Here is a 19,817-nt window from a genome sequence, read left to right as displayed (position 1 = left end):
GCTACATCTTTTTCTTTACTTTAAATGGACATAGATTAAAGTACTTCTCCTGCTTGTCCGATATAAAAGTGCGAGCATAACTAGTAGTAATATTCTTATTGATTATGTGATGAAAATAAAGATTGCGGTCATTTATCTTTCTTCTATTTAAAAGGAGGTTTTTAAATGATCTTTTCAGTCGATACACAAAGATTACTAGCTTTGCATTATGTTTACCCGTTACCACTTCAAAAACTTCAGCAATTACTGTCTCCAGTAGATCTATTAAGTTATTTTGAAGAAGCAGCCCCCAATGAGATCGCAAATGCATTGCAAATATCATCGCACAAAGCCTTGCAAATTTCTCGAAGTTTTCGACAAATTATGACATGGTCGTTTGAAGAGGCCTATGAACGTTCCCATATTTTCCCCATACCTTTTCATCATCCTTTTTATCCAGCGCAATTATTTGAAATCTCCAGTCCACCTACTGTATTGTATGTGAAAGGTCGGTATTTGCAATTAATGAAAGGAAAACAAGTAGCAATAATAGGTTCTAGAAAGGCTACAGCTTATACAAAAACCGCGATGGACTTAATTGTCCCGCCTCTCGTTGAACACGGGTATACGGTAGTGAGTGGGCTTGCAAAAGGTGCAGATACAATGGCTCATGAGGCAACAATAAAAGTTGGCGGGCAGACAATTGCAGTACTTGGCCATGGTTTTAATTATATATACCCAATGGAAAACAAAGCCCTAGCAGAGAGTATAGCGGAGCATCATTTATTAGTCACAGAGTATCCGCCTTACATGAAGCCAGAGAAATGGCATTTTCCTATGCGTAACCGTATCATTAGCGGTTTATCCCAAGCATTAGTTGTCACAGAGGCTTCATTAAGAAGTGGAACGCTTATTACGACAGAATGCGCACTAGAGCAAGGAAAAGATGTATTCGTAGTGCCAGGTCCAATTGATGCTGAGCAATCAAAAGGGACGAATAGATTACTTGTAGAAGGAGCTATTCCAGTATGTAATGGACATGAAATCGTTGCATCACTTACGCTCTTTTCTAACAAAAATTGAAAAAAAGTTGCATTATCTTAAAATCTGTTATACATTTTGCAACAGGTAACTTAAAAAATTAGCAATAGACCTCGCTAAGGGGGAGACATAGATGGCGGATTATTTAGTGATTGTAGAATCACCAGCAAAAGCAAAAACAATTGAACGTTATTTAGGAAAAAAATATAAAGTAAAAGCATCAATCGGGCATGTTCGTGACTTACCACGTAGCCAGATGGGCGTTAGTGCTGAAAATAACTTTGAGCCTAAATATATTACTATTCGCGGTAAAGGACCTGTTTTACAGGAATTAAAGACTGCAGCAAAAAAAGTGAAGAAAGTTTATCTAGCGGCCGATCCAGACCGTGAGGGAGAAGCGATTGCTTGGCACCTTGCGACTGCGTTAAATATTGATATTCATTCTGATTGTCGTGTTGTGTTTAACGAAATAACAAAAGATGCAATTCTAGAATCTTTTAAAAATCCACGTCCAATTAATATGGATCTAGTAGATGCACAGCAAACAAGACGTATATTGGACAGACTTGTTGGCTATAACATTAGTCCAATTCTTTGGAAAAAGGTTAAAAAGGGATTATCAGCAGGACGCGTACAATCTGTAGCACTGCGCATGATTATTGACCGTGAAAATGAAATTAAAAACTTCCAACCTGAAGAATATTGGACAATTGAGGGCTCTTTTGAAAAAGGCAAAAAAACGTTTGATGCACTTTACTATGGTAATGGCAAAGACAAAATAAAATTAACAAATGAAGAACAAGTAAAGGCTGTTTTAAAAGATGTAAAGGGTACAGATTTTACTGTTGTTAATGTTTCTAAAAAAGAACGTAAACGTAATGCAGCACCAGCCTTTACAACTTCCTCTTTACAGCAAGAAGCGGCACGTAAGTTAAATTTCCGTGCGAAGAAGACAATGATGCTAGCGCAACAATTATATGAAGGTATTGATATTGGTAAAAAAGAGGGAACAGTCGGTTTAATTACCTATATGCGTACTGATTCAACTCGTATTTCAGATACTGCAAAAGCGGAAGCGAATGCATACATTGAATCGAAATATGGCAAAGAATACATTTCAACAGATACGAAGCAGGCAAAAAAAGCATCAAATGCACAGGATGCCCATGAGGCGATTCGTCCAACTAGCACGATGCGATCTCCAGAAGAATTAAAAGCAGTACTTAGCCGTGATCAATTACGCTTATATCGTTTAATTTGGGAGCGCTTTATCGCTAGCCAGATGGCACCAGCTATTCTTGATACAGTTGCTGTAGACCTTCAAAATGGCGATATTTTATTCCGTGCAAACGGCTCACAAGTTAAATTTGCAGGCTTTATGAAGCTATATATTGAGGGCACTGATGATCAAACAGAGGAAACAACAAAGCTTCTACCTGAAATGGAAGTTGGCGATCAAGTAAAATCTCTTGAAATCGAGCCAAAGCAACATTTTACTCAGCCACCACCACGTTATTCAGAGGCGCGTCTTGTAAAAACAATGGAAGAGCTAGGTATAGGGCGCCCGTCCACATATGCACCGACCCTCGATACAATTCAGCGCCGTGGCTATGTCGTGTTAGATGCAAAACGATTTATGCCAACAGAGCTAGGAGAAATTGTACACCAACTCGTACTAGAATTTTTCCCTGATATCATAAACATCGAATTCACAGCACAAATGGAGCAAGATTTAGATGATATTGAAGAAGGTAGTCGTCAATGGAAAAATGTTGTAGAAGAGTTTTATACAGACTTCGAGGTTCATGTAAAATATGCTGATGAGGCGATGGAAAAGGTCGTAATAAAAGATGAGCCGGCAGGAGAGGATTGTGAGCTTTGTGGTTCTCCAATGGTATTTAAGCTAGGGCGATATGGGAAATTTATGGCATGTTCAAACTTCCCAGATTGTCGTAATACAAAAGCGATAATGAAGCCTATTGGTGTAAAATGTCCTTCGTGCGAAACGGGCGAGATCGTAGAACGTAAAAGTAAAACAAAGCGTTTATTCTATGGCTGTAATCAGTACCCTGAATGTGAATTTGTTTCATGGGACAAGCCAATTAGTAGACCATGTCCAAAATGTAGTGCATTATTAGTAGAGAAAAAAATTAAAAAAGGTGTACAAATTCAGTGTACGAAATGTGACTATGAAGAAGCACCAACTCAATGATAGAAAGATGGTAAGAACATGACGGAACAAGTAGTAAATGTAATAGGTGCAGGTCTTGCAGGAAGTGAAGCAGCTTGGCAAATTGCTAAACGTGGTGTGAAAGTTAAACTTTATGAAATGCGTCCCGTAAAGCAAACACCAGCTCACCATACTGATAAATTTGCAGAGCTTGTATGTTCAAATTCTTTGCGTGCGAATGGATTAACAAATGCTGTAGGCGTTATAAAAGAAGAAATGCGTATGCTAGATTCTGTTATCTTAAAGGCAGCAGACCAATGTTCAGTACCTGCTGGAGGCGCATTAGCAGTAGACCGTCACGAATTTGCTGGATATGTGACAGAGACTGTGAAAAACCATCCGCTTGTGGAGGTTATTCATGAAGAGGTCACAGAAATTCCAGAAGGTATAACAGTTATTGCAACAGGTCCTTTAACTTCGAAAGCCCTAGCTGAAAAAATTCAAGGCTTAACAGGACTTGATTATCTATATTTTTATGATGCAGCAGCACCTATCATCGAAAAAGATAGTATAGATATGGAAAAAGTATATTTAAAATCTCGTTATGATAAAGGGGAAGCAGCCTATCTAAACTGTCCTATGACAAAGGAAGAATTTGATCGTTTTCGCCAAGCATTGATTGAAGCAGAAGTTGTCCCATTGAAAGAATTTGAAAAGGAAATTTACTTTGAGGGCTGTATGCCAATTGAAGTAATGGCAACTCGTGGGGAGAAAACAATGTTATTTGGACCGATGAAACCAGTAGGTCTTGAAGATCCGAAGACAGGAAAGCGCCCATATGCTGTTGTCCAATTACGCCAAGACGATGCCGCGGGCACTCTTTATAATATTGTTGGCTTCCAAACACATTTAAAATGGGGACCACAGAAAGAAGTACTACAGCTAATTCCAGGGTTAGAAAACGTGGAAATCGTTCGTTATGGTGTGATGCATAGAAATACCTTTATTATTTCACCAAAAGTACTTGAGAAAACCTATCAACTTCGTGAGCAAAAGAATATTTTCTTTGCAGGTCAAATGACAGGTGTTGAAGGGTATGTTGAGTCAGCTGGAAGCGGATTAATTGCTGGTATTAATGCAGCTCGTTTAGTATTAGGACAGGAACCAATTATTTTCCCATTCGAAACGGCATTAGGAAGTATGGCGCGTTATATAACAGAAGCACAATCGAAAAACTTCCAGCCAATGAATGTTAACTTTGGAATTTTCCCTGAATTACCACCGGGCCGTCGTTCCAAACCAGAGCGTGCTGAGATGCATGCAAACCGTGCAATAAGCACAATTCGTAATTTTGTGAATTCACAAACAATTTAATTGCAATAAGCCTCTAATAGTTGTTATACTCTTAGAGGCTTTTGTTTTTTGTAGACAAAATGCTGATTTACACGTATTTTATTATTTTGTATGGAGATTTTCTCAAAATATAACCATTTTTACTTGCTATATTATGTAGATAGGTATAGTGTCAGTATGTATGTTTATTAACGATACGGTACTGATAAGCTTATCCAATTAAATTGTAAGTGTTCGTCATTTGAGAAGATTATTAATAAATCATTGGTGGTGAATCTTTTCATGTTAGTTTCGTCCCAAGATGCACTTGAACAGTTCATGCTTTACATCCAAGTAGAAAAGAACTTCTCTGTTCATACGGTGCGAGAATATCAATCAGACCTACTAGATTTTTTAACCTTCTTACAGACAGAGGGTGTTAATGATTTAGCTAGTGTTGAGTATATACATGCACGTCTTTATGTAACAAAGTTGTATGATGAAAAAAGAGCAAGATCTTCAGTATCAAGAAAGATTTCTTCAATACGCTCCTTTTTTCGTTTTCTAAATAGACAGTTCGGCTTAGATGATGGAGCATTTCGTTCACTTTATCATCCGAAAAAAGAAGCACGCTTACCAAGTTTTTTCTACGAAGAGGAATTGATGCAGCTATTTCAAGCAAATACTGGTGATGATTTGAAATCAATCAGAAATATGGCTATATTAGAGCTGTTATATGCGACAGGAATTCGTGTCAGTGAGCTTACTTCAATTCAAGTGAAGGATGTAGATTTTCATTATTCAATTATTCGGGTAATGGGAAAAGGACGAAAAGAGCGTATTATTCCATTCGGTCAATTTGCGAGTTTAGCGATGCAGGATTACATAGAGCAAGCTCGTCTACGATTGATGAAAAAAACAAGTCATCAGCAATTGTTTGTCAACATGCGTGGTGGGGAACTTACTCCAAGAGGGGTACGTCATATTTTAACAGAAATGATTGACAAGGCCTCACTCCATACGAAAATATATCCACATATGCTTCGTCATACTTTTGCTACACATTTATTGAATAATGGCGCAGATTTACGTACGGTGCAGGAATTATTAGGTCACGCACATTTATCTTCTACACAGGTTTACACACATGTAACGAAAGAGCATCTTCGTCAAACATATATGAATGCTCATCCAAGGGCATAATAGAGCTAAGGAGGAAGACGAATGGGACAAATTCATGCGACAACGATATTTGCAGTTCATCATAACGGAGGCTGCGCAATGGCTGGTGATGGCCAAGTGACCTTAGGGAATGCAGTTGTGATGAAAGGTACAGCAAGGAAGGTCAGACGTCTGTTTAATGAGCAAGTCCTTGCTGGTTTTGCTGGATCAGTTGCCGATGCCTTCACACTTTTTGAAATGTTTGAAGGAAAGTTAAATGAATACAATGGTAATTTACAACGTGCAGCTGTAGAAGTTGCAAAGCAATGGCGTGGTGATAAAATGCTGCGTCAATTGGAGGCAATGCTCCTTGTAATGGATAAAAATACTCTTCTTCTTGTTTCTGGTACGGGAGAAGTTATTGAACCTGATGATGGTATATTAGCGATTGGTTCTGGTGGAAACTATGCATTATCTGCTGGCCGAGCGCTGAAAAAATATGCAGGCGAAACAATGTCTGCTCGTGAAATTGCCGAAGCGGCACTAGAAACCGCTGCTGAAATATGTGTATTTACAAATCATAATATTATCGTGGAGGCGCTGAACTAATGACGCAAAATAATTTAACGCCAAGACAGATTACTGAGCATCTGGACCGTTATATTGTAGGACAAAATGAAGCAAAGCGAGCAGTTGCTATCGCCTTGCGTAATCGTTATCGTCGCTCACTGTTAAATGATGACATGAAGGCAGAGGTTATTCCGAAAAATATCTTGATGATAGGGCCTACAGGTGTCGGAAAAACAGAAATTGCTAGAAGAATTGCAAAGTTAACGAATGCACCATTTGTCAAAGTGGAAGCAACAAAATTTACAGAGGTAGGCTATGTTGGACGTGACGTAGAGTCTATGGTACGTGATGTTGTAGAAGCTTCACATCGTCTTGTAAAAGAAGAGATGATGGAGTCTGTAAAAGAGCAAGCGGAAGAATTAGCGAATGAGGCAATCGTTAAATTATTGGTTCCTTCCTTGCGAAAAAAACAATCAATGCAAAATCCTTTCGAAATGCTGTTTGGTGGTAAAGATCAGCAGTCAACTGATGAAAACTCATCGGAAGAGACTGAGGTGCGTTCAAAGCGCGCACAAATTGCGATAGATTTACGTAATGGTAAATTAGAAAACGAGTGGATTACTGTTGAAGTAACAGAACAAAATCCTTCTATTTTTGATGCATTACAAGGAACGGGTATGGATATGTCTGCTAATAGTGGTATGCAAGATATGTTATCTAGCTTGATGCCTAAAAAAACGAAAAAACGCAGAGTCCAAGTGAAGGATGCACGACGTATTTTAACAATTGAGGAAGCGAACAAGCTCATTGATGCAGATGAAGTTGCACAAGAAGCCATAGTAAGAGCTGAGCAATCAGGTATTATCTTTATTGATGAGATCGATAAAATTGCTAGTAAGGAAGGTAACTCTTCTGCGAATGTATCACGAGAAGGTGTACAACGTGATATTTTGCCAATCGTTGAGGGATCTACAGTTACAACGAAGTATGGTGCTGTAAAAACGGACTATATGCTTTTTGTTGCTGCAGGAGCATTCCATATGTCAAAGCCATCAGATTTAATTCCTGAACTACAGGGTCGTTTTCCGATTCGGGTAGAACTTGAAAAATTAACAAAGCAAGATTTTGTGCGTATTTTGCGAGAGCCAGATCAATCACTTATTTTACAATATAAGGCATTATTGGAAACGGAAGGTGTGGAGATTAACTTTACAGAAGATGCCATTGAACGTATTGCCGAAATTGCAACTGAGGTAAATCAAGAAACGGATAATATTGGAGCACGACGTTTGCATACGATTTTAGAGCGCTTGTTAGAAGAATTATCGTTTGAGGCATCAGAAATTGCACCTGCAAATATTCCAATCTCTGCTGCATATGTCGATCAAAAACTGGCGGGCATAGTAAAAAACAAAGATTTGTCACAGTTTATATTGTAAGATAAAGCTGAATAGTATCATTCAGTTGTAAAAACCTTTAGAATAGTAAGAAAATACTCTTTGGACCATTTATAGGAGGAACATATAATGAATTTATTAGGAAAAACGCGTAAAATTAACTCAATGCTCCAAGCATCTGCTGGTAAACCGGTAAACTTTAAGGAAATGGCTGATACGCTAGGAGATATTATAGACAGTAATGTATATATTGTGAGCCGTAAAGGAAAGCTATTAGGTATTTCCATCCATCAGCAAATTGAAAATGAGCGAATGAAAAAGATGTTTGAAGAGCGTCAATTCCCTGAGGAGTATACACATAGCTTGTTTACAATTTCAGAAACATCATCAAATCTAGATATTAATAACGAGCATACTGCTTTCCCAGTAGAAAACAAAGAGTTATTCCAAAATGCACTAACAACTATTGTGCCAATCGTTGGTGGTGGAGAACGTCTAGGAACATTAATCCTTGCTCGTTTATCTGCACAATTTGAGGATGATGATTTAATTTTAGCTGAGTATGGTGCAACAGTAGTTGGTATGGAAATTTTACGTGAGAAATCTGAAGAAATTGAAGAAGAAGCTCGTAGCAGAGCGGTTGTACAAATGGCTATTAATTCACTTTCTTACAGCGAGCTAGAAGCCATTGAACATATCTTCGAAGAACTTGATGGTAACGAAGGGCTACTAGTGGCTTCAAAAATTGCAGACCGAGTGGGGATTACACGTTCAGTGATCGTAAACGCATTACGTAAACTAGAATCTGCAGGTGTTATCGAATCGCGCTCTCTTGGGATGAAAGGTACTTATATTAAAGTGCTCAACGATAAGTTTTTAAATGCATTAGCAGAAATTAAAATGAAATAAGTTAAAATTTCCTAGCGTTTTTTTAGGAACTGCAAAAGGTATCTGGACTAGTTTTTCCAGATACCTTTTTTGAAATTTTAAGAAATATAGCAAAGATTTATGCTAACTAGTGGGTAAATAATTATCAATGATCAAGGAAATCTTTGTGAATGGTTTATACCTTTAAAATGTGGATGAATTTTGATTTGCTGTGGCTTATCAGGTGCTATAGGAATGCCTCTGAGGAATGAAAATCAACTGCTTAATTTTTGCTAAAGGCAATATATGCCTTCATAACATTGACACTTTTCTGTTACTAATAGTATAAAAATAAAGGCTGATCTTAATTTATTTGTCATATAGCAACTAAGCGGTTTAAACCATAATATTTTTTGATTGAAATAGTAAAAATGGACTTGGAATTTGGTTTTGAGTCAACGGCAAAAAAGCAAAAAAAAGGAAATATTCAATACTAAAACCATAAACACTGTCGAAATAGTGTAAAATAACTAGAAGCAACTTGAAACTCTATGAAAGCAGATGGCTCAAGGGGTTCGGGAGTTTTGTTCCGGTTAATCATGAGAAAAAATAGGGCGTATCTACTATTAAAAAATGACAAAAGACAATAGACACTACGTATCATCTTAATTACAATTGTATTATTGGATAAATTAAGAAGTACATAGATTGAAATAAAATGAGGTGAATGGTTTTGAACTTATTTGGAGGAACTATTAGTAGCCTGGAAAACGGACTTTCCTATGCAACTTTAAATCATAAAACAATTGCCAATAACATTGCGAATGTTGATACGCCGAATTATAAGGCGAAAAATGTAAGCTTTAAGGATATGCTAGAGACAGAAAAACAAATATCAATTTCAGCATATCGTACCGATAGTAGACATTATGATTTTTCGATTCGACAATCTACACCTGGTGTGAATAATATTGATGGCTTACGATATCGAAATAATGGTAATGGCGTTGATATGGATGCTGAACAGGCGAAATTGGCAGAGAATCAAATTTATTATAATGCTTTAATTGATCGTGTTAATGGTAAATTAAATACATTAAATACTGTTATAAAAGGAGGTAAGTAATAAATGTCTATTTTTTATGGAATGAATACCACTGCCTCAGCTTTAACAGCACAGCGTTTACGAATGGATGTCATTTCTTCAAATATGACCAATATGGATACTACGCGTGCTAGACAAGTAAATGGAGAGTGGGAGCCCTACCGCCGTAAGTCAGTAACATTTACTGCTCAAGAGGGACAGTTTTCAAAATTCTTTAATGTGGCTCTTGGGAAAAATGCAAAAAGTGGTGTAGGTAACGGCGTAAAAGTAACACAAATAAAAGAAGATAGAGAAACACCTTTCAAACTTGTGTATGATCCAACTCATCCAGATGCAAACGCAGATGGCTATGTAAACATGCCAAATGTGGATCCATTAAGAGAAATGGTAGATTTAATGTCAGCTACTCGTTCTTATGAGGCAAACGTAACTGTATTCAATGCAAATAAATCTATGCTGACAAAGGCTTTAGAGATTGGTAAATAACTAAGAAGAAAGGAAGATACATAATGACAATTTCGTCCGTTTCACTAATGACACCAACTCAGGTTGTAAATCAAACAAATAAACTCCAGACGACACCTTATGAAGCACAGCAAAACTTTGCGAACTCTTTAAAAGAAGCAATAGCAAAAGTGAATGATCAGCAAATTACTTCTGATAATTTTACACAAAAGCTAATTACTGGTGGGAATGTAGAACTGCATGATGTGATGATTGCATCACAAAAAGCAAGCATTACATTAAATGCAACAATTGAAGTTCGCAATAAGGTGATTGAAGCTTACCAAGAAATAATGCGAATGAGTGTCTAGCTTTATCGAATAGTTAAACAGTTCGATAAAGGTTATAACCCCAAAAAGCTTGTTTATGGGGTTATCACTGTTTTCGCGAATTATTGATGGTTAGGTTATTCACTATAACCGGAGGATTCATAATGAATGAACGATTGACGAAAATAAAAAACGACACCAGCCAATTTTGGACAAGTCGTAGTAAAAAACAGAAAATTTTAATGATTGGATCCGTCGTTGTAGTAATAGCACTAGCGGCTATTATTACAATTATTGCTACAAAGACTACATATGTGCCTCTCTATAAAGATTTATCGACAAGAGAAATTGGACAAGTGAAGGAAGCTTTAGATTCTCAAGGGGTCAAATATGAAATTGCCCCAGGTGGAACATCCATTTTAGTCCCAGAGGAACAAGTGGATTCCCTATTAGTACAATTAGCTTCAGAGGGATATCCACAAACAGGTACAATTGATTATTCATTTGCAAACAGCTCTGGATTTGGTATGACAGATAATGAGTTTAATCTATTAAAAAAAGCAGCAACTGAAACAGAAATTGCTAAGCTCATTAAAAATCTTGAAGGTGTAAAAGATGCGAAAGTGATGATAAACGTCCCTGAAAAGGGGGTTTTTGTAAAAGATGCTAATTTAGAAGAAGCTACTGCATCTATTGTCTTGAATACTGATCCTGGTTATAAATTTACAGAGCAGCAAATTTCAACAATGTATAATTTAGTAGCAAAAAGTATTCCAAACTTAAGCACCGATAATATTGTAATCTCCAACCAATTTTCTGAGTACTTTGATTTAAATGCTGCAACTGCTGATGGGGCTTCCACAACAACAGCTGAAGGTCAATTACAGGCAAAGAAATTGGTGGAGCGTGACCTGCAACGTCAAGTGCAAAATATGCTTGGTACACTGATGGGGCAAGATAAAGTAATTGTTTCTGTAACAACAGACATTGATTTCAAAAAAGAAAATCGTGAAGAAAACCTAGTTTCGCCAGTTGATGAAGAGAATATGGAAGGTATTGCTATTAGTGCACAACGCATTACAGAGCAATATACTGGTACTGGAGCAGCAGCAGCTGGTACACCTGAAGCAGAAACAACAACTGATAACTTCACAACTTATAATGAAGGTGCGATGGGTAACGGGGAATATGAACGTACAGAAGAAACGATTAATAATGACGTAAACCGTATCCGTAAAGATATTCAAGAGGCACCTTATAAAATTCAAGATATTGGTATCCAAGTAATTGTAGAGCCGCCAACAGCAACTGATGCAGCTTCATTACCTGATGGGGTTCGAGAAGATATAGAGAAAATTTTAAGTACTATTGTTCGTACAACAATTTCAAAGGATGTTGCAGCCGAGCTTACACAAGAGCAGATCAATGAAAAAGTAGCTGTTTCAGTACAACCATTAAATGGTAAAGTTGCAGATGTTGCTGAAGAAACGCCTGTTATTCCATGGTGGGTTTGGGTCATTGGCGGTATCTTATTGGCTGTAATACTATTGCTGGCATTCTTCATTATCCGCTCACGTAAACGTGCGAAGGAAGAAGAGGAACTTAGCATCCTAGAAGAACAAGAAGAGCTAATGATTGATGATATAAATGAAGAAATTGAAACGGAAGCTACAATGCGTCGTAAGCAGCTTGAAAAAATGGCAAAAGAAAAGCCAGACGATTTTGCAAAGTTACTGCGTAGTTGGATTGCTGAAGACTAACTAGGAGGTTCGGCTGTGTCCAAGAAAGATAAGGAATTAACCGGAAAACAAAAGGCCGCTCTCTTGTTAATTTCGTTGGGGCCTGAGGTTTCAGCTTCTGTCTATAAACATTTAACAGAGGAAGAGATTGAACGCTTAACATTAGAAATTTCAAGTGTTAAAAAGGTAGAAGCAAACGTTAAAGAGGAGATTATAGAGGAATTTCATAATATTGCTCTTGCGCAAGATTATATTACACAAGGCGGTATTGGCTATGCAAAAACAGTATTGGAGAAAGCACTTGGTCTTGAACAAGCACAAACGATTATTAATCGTTTAACATCCTCTTTACAAGTGCGACCTTTCGATTTTGCACGTAGAGCTGACCCATCGCAAATCTTTAACTTTATTCAAAATGAACATCCACAAACGATTGCCCTCATTCTATCTTACTTAGAAGCAGGGCAAGCAGGTGTTATTTTATCTTCACTTCCACAAGAGGTGCAGGCAGATATTGCTAAACGTATAGCAATGATGGAATCCACTTCTCCAGAAGTAATTAGCGAAATTGAGTCTGTATTAGAGCGTAAATTATCATCAACAGTTACACAAGATTACACAGAAACTGGTGGTATTGATGCAGTCGTTGAAGTATTAAACGGGGTAGATCGACAAACAGAAAAAACGATTCTGGATGCACTCGAAATTCAAGATCCAGAGCTTGCAGAGGAAATCAAAAAACGCATGTTTGTATTCGAGGATATTGTTACACTCGACAACCGTTCGATTCAGCGTGTTATTCGTGATTGTGAAAATGAAGACTTATTACTATCCATGAAAGTTTCAAGTGAGGAAGTGAAGGACATTATTTTCCGCAATATGTCACAACGTATGGCTGAAACTTTCAAAGAAGAAATGGAAATTATGGGACCTGTACGCTTACGTGATGTAGAGGAAGCACAATCTCGAATTGTTGCAGTGATTCGTCGCTTAGAGGATGCTGGTGAGATTATTATTGCACGTGGTGGAGGAGATGACGTCATTGTCTAGAATCATCCGTTCTATCTATACAGAGCCCAATGGCGATAATGTTAAAACAATAAAAATTCGTGATATGTTTGAAATACCCGAAATTGAAGGGGAAGAAACACCATTACAAAAACAAATTACGATTGAAGAAATACTTGAAGAGCGAGAACGTATATTGACAGAAGCGAGAGCCGGATTGCAGACAGAACGTGATGCTTTTGAACAGGAGAAGCAAATGTTCTTTCAGGAAATTGAGCATCTTAAGCGTAACTGGGAAGAAGAACGCCCTAATCGTGTGCAAGAGGCTTATGATGAAGGATTTGGCCAAGGATATGAGGATGGGACAAACAAGGCGAATGAAGCGATGCTACACTCTCTCCAAACTGCCAACGAGGTCATCGTACATGCTAAGGAAAATGCACGAAAATATATTGAGGATCAAGAGGCAGTCATATTAGAGCTGGGCTTAACAGCAGCAGATCGAATTATTGATGCATCCTTGGAGCGTGAAAATGAACTATTTGTTTCTATCGTTCGCAGAGGACTTAAAGAAGCAAGAGAAATGAAAGAAATAAAAATTTATGTATCACCAACCTACTATGCATTAATTACTGCAAATCGTGATGAATTAGCTGAAATGTTTCCAACCGATGTCCCATTCATGATTTTTGTTAATGAAGACTTAGAAAATGAAACGGATTGCTTTATTGAAACAAATCATGGCCGAATTGTTGTCAGCATTGATGAGCAATTGAATGAATTAAGATTAAAACTCTATGAAATATTAGAAAGTAAGGAATGATCTAGATGAAAACGGCTCAATTAATCGAACAAATTCCTCATATATCAACCTTTAAAAAGTTTGGTAGGGTTACTCGAGTTGTCGGCTTAATGATTGAGTCCCAAGGTCCAGATAGTTCCATTGGCGATGTTTGTAAAATTCATGTGGAAACTTCAAAAAATGGTCATCAAATTATACTAGCAGAGGTGGTTGGTTTTAAGGATGAAATAGTTGTCCTAATGCCTTTTACCTCTCTGCGAGAAATTTCAATTGGATGCTTAGTTGAAGGAACAGGGGCGCCACTTGAAGTTAAAGTAGGTCCCGAGCTAATCGGTAAAGTACTAGATTCGATGGGGAATCCTATTGATGGAACAGTGTTGCCAAAGGGATTATTAACAGTTCCAACCGAGCAGGATCCGCCAAATCCTTTGACACGTCCACCGATAGATGAAAGGCTTGAAGTGGGGGTAAAGGCAATAGATGGTATGCTGACAGTCGGGAATGGTCAACGTGTTGGTATTTTTGCCGGTTCTGGTGTGGGGAAAAGTACCTTGCTCGGCATGATTGCACGAAATACACAGGCTGATTTAAATGTTATTGCACTAATCGGAGAACGTGGTCGCGAAGTACGTGAGTTTATAGAACGTGATTTAGGGTCCGAAGGTTTAAAACGTTCAATTGTTGTTGCTGCCACTTCTGATCAACCCGCTCTCATGCGTATTAAAGGCGCTTTTACCGCAACCGCCATTGCAGAGTATTTTAGAAACCGTGGTTTAAATGTCATGCTGATGATGGACTCTGTCACTCGTGTTGCGATGGCACAGCGTGAAATAGGTCTTGCTACTGGTGAACCACCAGCTCAAAAAGGCTATACGCCATCAGTGTTTGCCATTTTACCTAAACTGTTAGAACGTACAGGAACGAATGAAAATGGTTCTATTACGGCCTTCTATACAGTATTAGTAGATGGGGATGATATGAACGAACCGATTGCAGATACTGTACGAGGGATTTTAGATGGTCATATTGTTCTTGATCGTAACCTTGCCAATAAAGGTCAATATCCAGCCATCAATGTATTAAAAAGCGTCAGTCGTTTGATGAATCATGTGGCAGAGCCAGAGCATAAAAAGGCAGCAGAACGATTAAGAGAGCTATATTATACATATGACAAATCAGAGGATTTAATCAATATCGGTGCATATAAACGTGGTACATCCAAAGAAATTGATGAAGCTATATATTATGAGCCTCTAATTACAGCTTATCTTAAGCAAGGTTATTTAGATAAAGTGACGCTTATTGAAAGTATGAATGAGTTAATTACATTATCGAACGGTGGTGGGAAATAAATGGTGAATTATATATATCGTTTTGAAAAAGTGTTAACCATTCGTGAACAAGAAAAAAATGAAACTGAAATAGCTTATAAAGAATCTGTTCGTTCTTTTGAAGAAATAGCAACTAAGCTGTATGAACTGCTAAAAAAGAAAGAGGATTTAATTGATTTTCAACAAGAGCGTTTGGCTGTTGGCTCATCTATAGAGGAAATTCATCATTATGCAAGATTTATTGATAGCCTAGAAAAAACAATTACTGATGTACAGCAGAAGGTTGTGCAAGCACGTTCAAAAATGAATTGGTACGAAGAAAAACTATTAGAAAAAAACTTGGAAGTACGTAAATTTGAAAAAATGCGAGAAAAGGATTTTAAGTTATTTCAGCAAGAGCAAGATCGGATTGAAGGCATTTTCTTAGATGAAATTTCAACCCTTACGTATAACAAGAGAGAAATCAGGTGATTTCATGGCGAAAAAGGAAAATCGACTTTCAGTGGAATTAGCAGAGCAACAACCGAAGCGTAAATCAGGAGGCTTTCGAAAATTTTTCACCTGGTTTGTCATACCTATTATGTTTGTGGTAGCTGTTTTACTTGTTGTAGCAACGTTAATGAATACGAATGTCTTTGATTTAGGAAAGAAAGCTTTTGAAAGCTTGCCATTTGTTCCTTCAGAAGAGCAACAGGCAAAAGATGCAGTCGTTAACAATGATTCAAAACTTGTAAATTTACAAGCTGAAATACAAGAAAAAGAAGCGGAAATTTCACAGTTACAAAAGAAATTGGATACTACAACGACCGAAAAAGAAAAATTATTGACAGAAAAAGAACAGCTCCAATTTGAAATTGAAAAACTAAATAGAGAACAAAGCGATGCAAAGCGAGATTTTAATGATATTTTAGTAACATTCGATAAAATGTCACCTAAAGCTGCCGCTCCAGTGTTAATCAAAATGAGTGATGCTGAGGCGCTTCGTATCTTAACAAATTTAAAGCCAGATAAATTAGCAGCTATTTTTGAAAAAATGAGTCCTGAGAATGCTGCGAAATATACAGAAATGATGGCTAAACAATAAAACACATGAAAGGAGGTGAAAAAGATGGATGTAGCAATGATGCAAATGATATCTAAAGCAATACCACCGAAAACAGCAGCTACTGCTACAAATGGTGGCACTGATGTTAAAGCTAGCGGAGGATCAAAAAATGACAATCTATCTGCATTTGGATCAGTTTTTGGACAAATTATGTCTGCTTCAAATCAAACATCTCAGCCTACACAATCAACAGCAACCGGAGAGATTGCTCAATTAGCAGCTGTTCTAAATGCTGAATCAATTGAGGAAGTACTTGACTTACTAGATATTCCACATGATGATGGTCTGTTAATGCTTCAAATTGGTGAAGATGATAAAGCTGTCTCTATTGATGAAATGCTCAATCTTGAGAATTTAATGGATGCATTAGGCATTGATTCTGAACAGCTTCAAAAATTAGTACAGAAGCTGCTAGGCGAAGATAAAGAAGCGAAGGATGTCTGGGAGCTTTTAGTATTAGTAGATGCTCAAGCACCTGTACTACAGGCACAAGTGGCTACTGCTTTACAGGGGGAAGGACAGGTTACACCGAAAGAAGCAACACAATTACTTCAAGTATTAAAACTAGCACAATTAGTTGGACAAAAAACAGATTTAACAGCTCCACAAGAAAACTTGCTGACAAATGTTAAAAGCCTTTTAACAGCGTTACAAACGAATGTAGAGACAATCCAAACAACACCTCAGATAACAACAAAAACAACTGTAACTCTTCCATTGCAGGGTTTTCAGACTGTGGTTCAACAGGTTCAGATAACAAAGCAGACTGACACAAGTGCTAATGAGATGGTAACAGCCAATACAGTTCAAACAAAAGCGGATACATTCCAAGTGACACTACCAGCAGCTAAACCTGCACAATCTGAGGCATTATTAAAAGAGATGCAAGCTATCATGAATAAAGCTCAAATTTCGAATGCGCAGGGTATTACACGTTTGACATTGAAATTGTACCCTGAGAATTTAGGCACAATTCGCATTGAACTAGTGCAAAATGATGGAGTCCTTACAGCTCGACTACTTGCTTCAACAGCACATGGACGAGAATTACTGGATAGTCAAGCACATCAATTAAAGCAAGCATTTGTTCAGCAGAATATCCAAATTGAGCGTCTAGATATTGCTCAATCTCTACAGGACGCAGATCGTCAACAAAGAGATCAAAGCTTCTTTAGTAATTTCTTTAAGCAGCAACAGCAAGAAGAACAGGAGCAAAGCAGCGAAGATGACGACGAAGGCAAATCCTTTAGTGATTATCTAATAAGCGAGGAGGTGTAAGCATGGCAGATGCAACAACAAAAACTGTAAATAAAACAATAACGGATGATTTATATTATTCTAATTATCAAAAACCAACAAGGCAGACCGGAAATAGCGAACTTGGTAAAGATGCCTTTCTACAATTATTAATTACGCAGTTACAACATCAGGATCCAACAAATCCAATGGATGACCGAGAATTTATCTCTCAAATGGCTCAATTTTCTTCATTAGAGCAAATGCAAAATATGACGAAAGCAATGGAGTCATTACTTGCCTCACAGCAACAAACACAACTTATGAATTATTCAACATTTATAGGTAAGGAAGTAAAGTGGCATGAGATGACTGAGCAAAAGGATGAAAAAGGGGATTTTGTTGTCAATGAAGGAACAGGGATTATCGAATCACTTAAATTTGTTGATGGTGATGTGGTCTTCAAATTAACAGATGGAAAAGAAATAACTCCTGGTAATATCTCAGGTATTTTAAATGGTTCAACAGTAAATTCAACCGGTAATAATTCAGTTACAGAATCGCCACTTGTACAAGCAAGCAAATTGATTGGTAAAAATGTTACCTATAAAGATGGAGAACAAGAACTACAAGGACGTATCGTTTCTGTTACAAATAAAGATGGCGTTATACAATATATATTAGACAATGAAAAAAGGTTAACAGATAAGGATTTTACAGTAATAAGCGAATAAAGGTGGAGAATAATGATGGATAAATTTTCAATTCATCGTGTACCATTGCATCCATCTATTCGCCAAACACAGCCCTCGCCAATAAAATCGCAGCAATCGTTCCAAGCTCATTTACAGGAGGCTACCAAACAACAAGAACTAAAAGTGAGTAAGCATGCGCAAGAACGTATTATGGAGCGTAAAATAGCGATTACTGATCAGGAATGGCAGGTTGTATCAGACAAGGTATTTGAGGCACATTCAAAAGGTGTCAAACAACCATTAGTCTTGATGGATCAAGCGGCTTTAATTGTCAGTGCTAAAAATGCTACTGTCATTACAGCAATGGATCGCACGGAGGCAAAGCAACAATTATTTACAAATATCGATGGCACCATTGTGCTTTAAGGGGCTGGACCTTAATTGGAAGCCTAGTGTGCTGAATGATCGACGCACACAATTTATAATGAAGGGAGAACGGCATTTATGTTACGTTCTATGTATTCAGGTATTTCAGGTCTTAAAAACTTTCAAACTAAGTTGGATGTTATTGGAAATAACATCGCTAATGTTAACACGCATGGCTTTAAAAAAGGTCGTGTAGTATTTAAAGATCTTATGTCCCAAACAACATCAGGTGCTTCTTCGCCAACAGCTACTCGTGGAGGAACGAATCCAATTCAAATTGGTCTCGGTTCAACACTTGCTACGATAGATACAGTTCATGGCTCCGGATCACGTCAAAATACATTTAGGGGACTTGACCTTGCCATTCAGGGTGAAGGATTCTTTATGGTAGCTGATGGAACTGCACCAAATGATGATGGAGTTATTGAAGAAACTGGTGAAGAAGCATTTAGCAATATTCTATATACTCGTGCAGGGAATTTCTATATGGATGAAAATGGGTATATTGTCAACTCAGAAGGGAAATATTTAGTTGGTGTAAGAGCAGATGATTATTCTGTAGACGCAAATAATGATAACGGTGTTGTGTTAGACGACAAGCCAGATGTTTCTGGTACAGACGGTGAGAATTTAATGGTGGATGGTGTACTAGAACCTAATGAAGGTGAAATAGGAACTATTCGAATTCCTACTACTGCTCAATCATTTAGTATTGGTAATGATGGTTCAATTACTTATATTGATTTTAATGGACAGCCAAAATTTGCAGGCCATATTATTATGGCTAAATTTCCTAATGCTGGTGGTCTAGAAAAAGTGGGTAGTAATTATTTCCAAGCTACTACGAACTCAGGTGCACCGTATGCTCAAGTAGCAACAGTAGCAGGAATGGGAACAATTGCTCCAGGAGCATTAGAAATGTCTAACGTCGATTTATCAGAAGAATTTACTGAGATGATTGTGGCACAGCGTGGTTTCCAAGCAAATACTCGTATCATTACAACATCTGATGAAATACTTCAAGAGCTAGTAAACTTAAAACGATAGGTTAAAACAATTTTAGCAACTTTGTATGCTTTA

Annotated in this window: 20 protein-coding genes; all 20 read left to right on the top strand. The window is 37.5% G+C overall.

Annotated features, from left to right (window positions below; all coding sequences use genetic code 11):
• The first annotated feature begins 165 nt into the window (after nt 1-165).
• Nucleotides 166-1,062, top strand: coding sequence for a DNA-processing protein DprA (gene dprA / locus ACQKIM_RS05975; protein ID WP_427540518.1), 897 nt, complete (start codon nt 166-168; stop codon nt 1,060-1,062).
• A 91-nt stretch (nt 1,063-1,153) separates the two neighbouring features.
• Nucleotides 1,154-3,232, top strand: a complete 2,079-nt coding sequence (gene topA / locus ACQKIM_RS05970; RefSeq protein ID WP_427540515.1) for a type I DNA topoisomerase — start codon at nt 1,154-1,156, stop codon at nt 3,230-3,232.
• Nucleotides 3,233-3,250: 18 nt separating this feature from the next.
• Entirely contained in the window at nt 3,251-4,564 is a 1,314-nt protein-coding gene (trmFO, locus tag ACQKIM_RS05965; protein ID WP_427540512.1) for an FADH(2)-oxidizing methylenetetrahydrofolate--tRNA-(uracil(54)-C(5))-methyltransferase TrmFO, read from the top strand.
• 261 nt (nt 4,565-4,825) lie between these two features.
• Entirely contained in the window at nt 4,826-5,725 is a 900-nt protein-coding gene (gene xerC, locus ACQKIM_RS05960; RefSeq protein ID WP_427540509.1) for a tyrosine recombinase XerC, read from the top strand.
• Nucleotides 5,726-5,746: 21 nt separating this feature from the next.
• The gene (gene hslV / locus ACQKIM_RS05955; protein WP_427540506.1) at nt 5,747-6,292 is read left to right on the top strand and encodes an ATP-dependent protease subunit HslV; all 546 of its coding nucleotides are present in this window, start codon (nt 5,747-5,749) and stop codon (nt 6,290-6,292) included.
• Complete coding sequence (hslU, locus tag ACQKIM_RS05950) at nt 6,292-7,692, top strand: ATP-dependent protease ATPase subunit HslU (protein ID WP_427540503.1); 1,401 nt, start codon at nt 6,292-6,294, stop codon at nt 7,690-7,692. The genes hslV and hslU overlap by 1 nt, the downstream gene beginning before the upstream one ends.
• Nucleotides 7,693-7,779: 87 nt before the next feature.
• Nucleotides 7,780-8,559, top strand: a complete 780-nt coding sequence (gene codY, locus ACQKIM_RS05945) for a GTP-sensing pleiotropic transcriptional regulator CodY (RefSeq protein ID WP_427540500.1) — start codon at nt 7,780-7,782, stop codon at nt 8,557-8,559.
• 691 nt (nt 8,560-9,250) lie between these two features.
• Entirely contained in the window at nt 9,251-9,643 is a 393-nt protein-coding gene (gene flgB / locus ACQKIM_RS05940) for a flagellar basal body rod protein FlgB (RefSeq protein WP_427540497.1), read from the top strand.
• A 3-nt stretch (nt 9,644-9,646) separates the two neighbouring features.
• Nucleotides 9,647-10,108 carry a flagellar basal body rod protein FlgC gene (gene flgC / locus ACQKIM_RS05935; protein WP_427540494.1) on the top strand — a complete coding sequence of 154 codons (462 nt, stop codon included), beginning with the start codon at nt 9,647-9,649 and terminating at the stop codon, nt 10,106-10,108.
• A 23-nt stretch (nt 10,109-10,131) separates the two neighbouring features.
• Nucleotides 10,132-10,437 carry a flagellar hook-basal body complex protein FliE gene (gene fliE, locus ACQKIM_RS05930; protein ID WP_427540491.1) on the top strand — a complete coding sequence of 102 codons (306 nt, stop codon included), beginning with the start codon at nt 10,132-10,134 and terminating at the stop codon, nt 10,435-10,437.
• A gap of 122 nt (nt 10,438-10,559) precedes the next feature.
• The gene (gene fliF, locus ACQKIM_RS05925) at nt 10,560-12,155 is read left to right on the top strand and encodes a flagellar basal-body MS-ring/collar protein FliF (RefSeq protein WP_427540488.1); all 1,596 of its coding nucleotides are present in this window, start codon (nt 10,560-10,562) and stop codon (nt 12,153-12,155) included.
• Nucleotides 12,156-12,170: 15 nt separating this feature from the next.
• Entirely contained in the window at nt 12,171-13,184 is a 1,014-nt protein-coding gene (gene fliG / locus ACQKIM_RS05920) for a flagellar motor switch protein FliG (protein WP_427540485.1), read from the top strand.
• Nucleotides 13,177-13,965, top strand: coding sequence for a flagellar assembly protein FliH (fliH, locus tag ACQKIM_RS05915; protein WP_427540482.1), 789 nt, complete (start codon nt 13,177-13,179; stop codon nt 13,963-13,965). Before fliG ends, fliH begins: the two co-directional genes overlap by 8 nt.
• Before the next feature lie 5 nt (nt 13,966-13,970).
• On the top strand, nt 13,971-15,296 hold the full coding sequence (gene fliI / locus ACQKIM_RS05910; protein ID WP_427540479.1) for a flagellar protein export ATPase FliI: 1,326 nt from the start codon (nt 13,971-13,973) through the stop codon (nt 15,294-15,296).
• Complete coding sequence (gene fliJ / locus ACQKIM_RS05905) at nt 15,297-15,746, top strand: flagellar export protein FliJ (protein ID WP_427540476.1); 450 nt, start codon at nt 15,297-15,299, stop codon at nt 15,744-15,746. It begins immediately after the preceding gene.
• 4 nt (nt 15,747-15,750) lie between these two features.
• A complete protein-coding gene (locus ACQKIM_RS05900; protein ID WP_427540542.1) occupies nt 15,751-16,359 on the top strand; it encodes a MotE family protein in 609 nt (202 codons plus the stop codon).
• A 24-nt stretch (nt 16,360-16,383) separates the two neighbouring features.
• Entirely contained in the window at nt 16,384-17,658 is a 1,275-nt protein-coding gene (locus ACQKIM_RS05895) for a flagellar hook-length control protein FliK (protein ID WP_427540473.1), read from the top strand.
• Between the two features lie 2 nt (nt 17,659-17,660).
• Nucleotides 17,661-18,350 (top strand): flagellar hook assembly protein FlgD, encoded by a 690-nt coding sequence (flgD, locus tag ACQKIM_RS05890; protein WP_427540470.1) that lies wholly within the window; start codon nt 17,661-17,663, stop codon nt 18,348-18,350.
• A gap of 15 nt (nt 18,351-18,365) precedes the next feature.
• Nucleotides 18,366-18,737, top strand: a complete 372-nt coding sequence (locus ACQKIM_RS05885) for a TIGR02530 family flagellar biosynthesis protein (RefSeq protein WP_427540467.1) — start codon at nt 18,366-18,368, stop codon at nt 18,735-18,737.
• Nucleotides 18,738-18,815: 78 nt separating this feature from the next.
• Nucleotides 18,816-19,784, top strand: coding sequence for a flagellar basal body rod protein FlgG (gene flgG, locus ACQKIM_RS05880; RefSeq protein WP_427540464.1), 969 nt, complete (start codon nt 18,816-18,818; stop codon nt 19,782-19,784).
• Nucleotides 19,785-19,817: the final 33 nt, after the last annotated feature.

This window comes from Lysinibacillus sp. NPDC047702 (assembly GCF_050272555.1).
Lineage (GTDB): Bacteria > Bacillota > Bacilli > Bacillales_A > Planococcaceae > Lysinibacillus.
The sequence above is the reverse complement of the archived record's forward strand: the minus strand, read 5'-3'. Positions and strand labels throughout refer to the sequence as shown.

Excerpts from the sequence above, each read along its gene's own strand:
- dprA (WP_427540518.1), top strand. The coding sequence starts at position 166 with ATGATCTTTTCAGTCGATACACAAAGATTACTAGCTTTGCATTATGTT.
- topA (WP_427540515.1), top strand. The coding sequence starts at position 1,154 with ATGGCGGATTATTTAGTGATTGTAGAATCACCAGCAAAAGCAAAAACA.
- trmFO (WP_427540512.1), top strand. The coding sequence starts at position 3,251 with ATGACGGAACAAGTAGTAAATGTAATAGGTGCAGGTCTTGCAGGAAGT.
- xerC (WP_427540509.1), top strand. The coding sequence starts at position 4,826 with ATGTTAGTTTCGTCCCAAGATGCACTTGAACAGTTCATGCTTTACATC.
- hslV (WP_427540506.1), top strand. The coding sequence starts at position 5,747 with ATGGGACAAATTCATGCGACAACGATATTTGCAGTTCATCATAACGGA.
- hslU (WP_427540503.1), top strand. The coding sequence starts at position 6,292 with ATGACGCAAAATAATTTAACGCCAAGACAGATTACTGAGCATCTGGAC.
- codY (WP_427540500.1), top strand. The coding sequence starts at position 7,780 with ATGAATTTATTAGGAAAAACGCGTAAAATTAACTCAATGCTCCAAGCA.
- flgC (WP_427540494.1), top strand. The coding sequence starts at position 9,647 with ATGTCTATTTTTTATGGAATGAATACCACTGCCTCAGCTTTAACAGCA.
- fliE (WP_427540491.1), top strand. The coding sequence starts at position 10,132 with ATGACAATTTCGTCCGTTTCACTAATGACACCAACTCAGGTTGTAAAT.
- fliF (WP_427540488.1), top strand. The coding sequence starts at position 10,560 with ATGAATGAACGATTGACGAAAATAAAAAACGACACCAGCCAATTTTGG.
- fliI (WP_427540479.1), top strand. The coding sequence starts at position 13,971 with ATGAAAACGGCTCAATTAATCGAACAAATTCCTCATATATCAACCTTT.
- fliJ (WP_427540476.1), top strand. The coding sequence starts at position 15,297 with ATGGTGAATTATATATATCGTTTTGAAAAAGTGTTAACCATTCGTGAA.
- ACQKIM_RS05900 (WP_427540542.1), top strand. The coding sequence starts at position 15,751 with ATGGCGAAAAAGGAAAATCGACTTTCAGTGGAATTAGCAGAGCAACAA.
- ACQKIM_RS05895 (WP_427540473.1), top strand. The coding sequence starts at position 16,384 with ATGGATGTAGCAATGATGCAAATGATATCTAAAGCAATACCACCGAAA.
- flgD (WP_427540470.1), top strand. The coding sequence starts at position 17,661 with ATGGCAGATGCAACAACAAAAACTGTAAATAAAACAATAACGGATGAT.
- ACQKIM_RS05885 (WP_427540467.1), top strand. The coding sequence starts at position 18,366 with ATGGATAAATTTTCAATTCATCGTGTACCATTGCATCCATCTATTCGC.
- flgG (WP_427540464.1), top strand. The coding sequence starts at position 18,816 with ATGTTACGTTCTATGTATTCAGGTATTTCAGGTCTTAAAAACTTTCAA.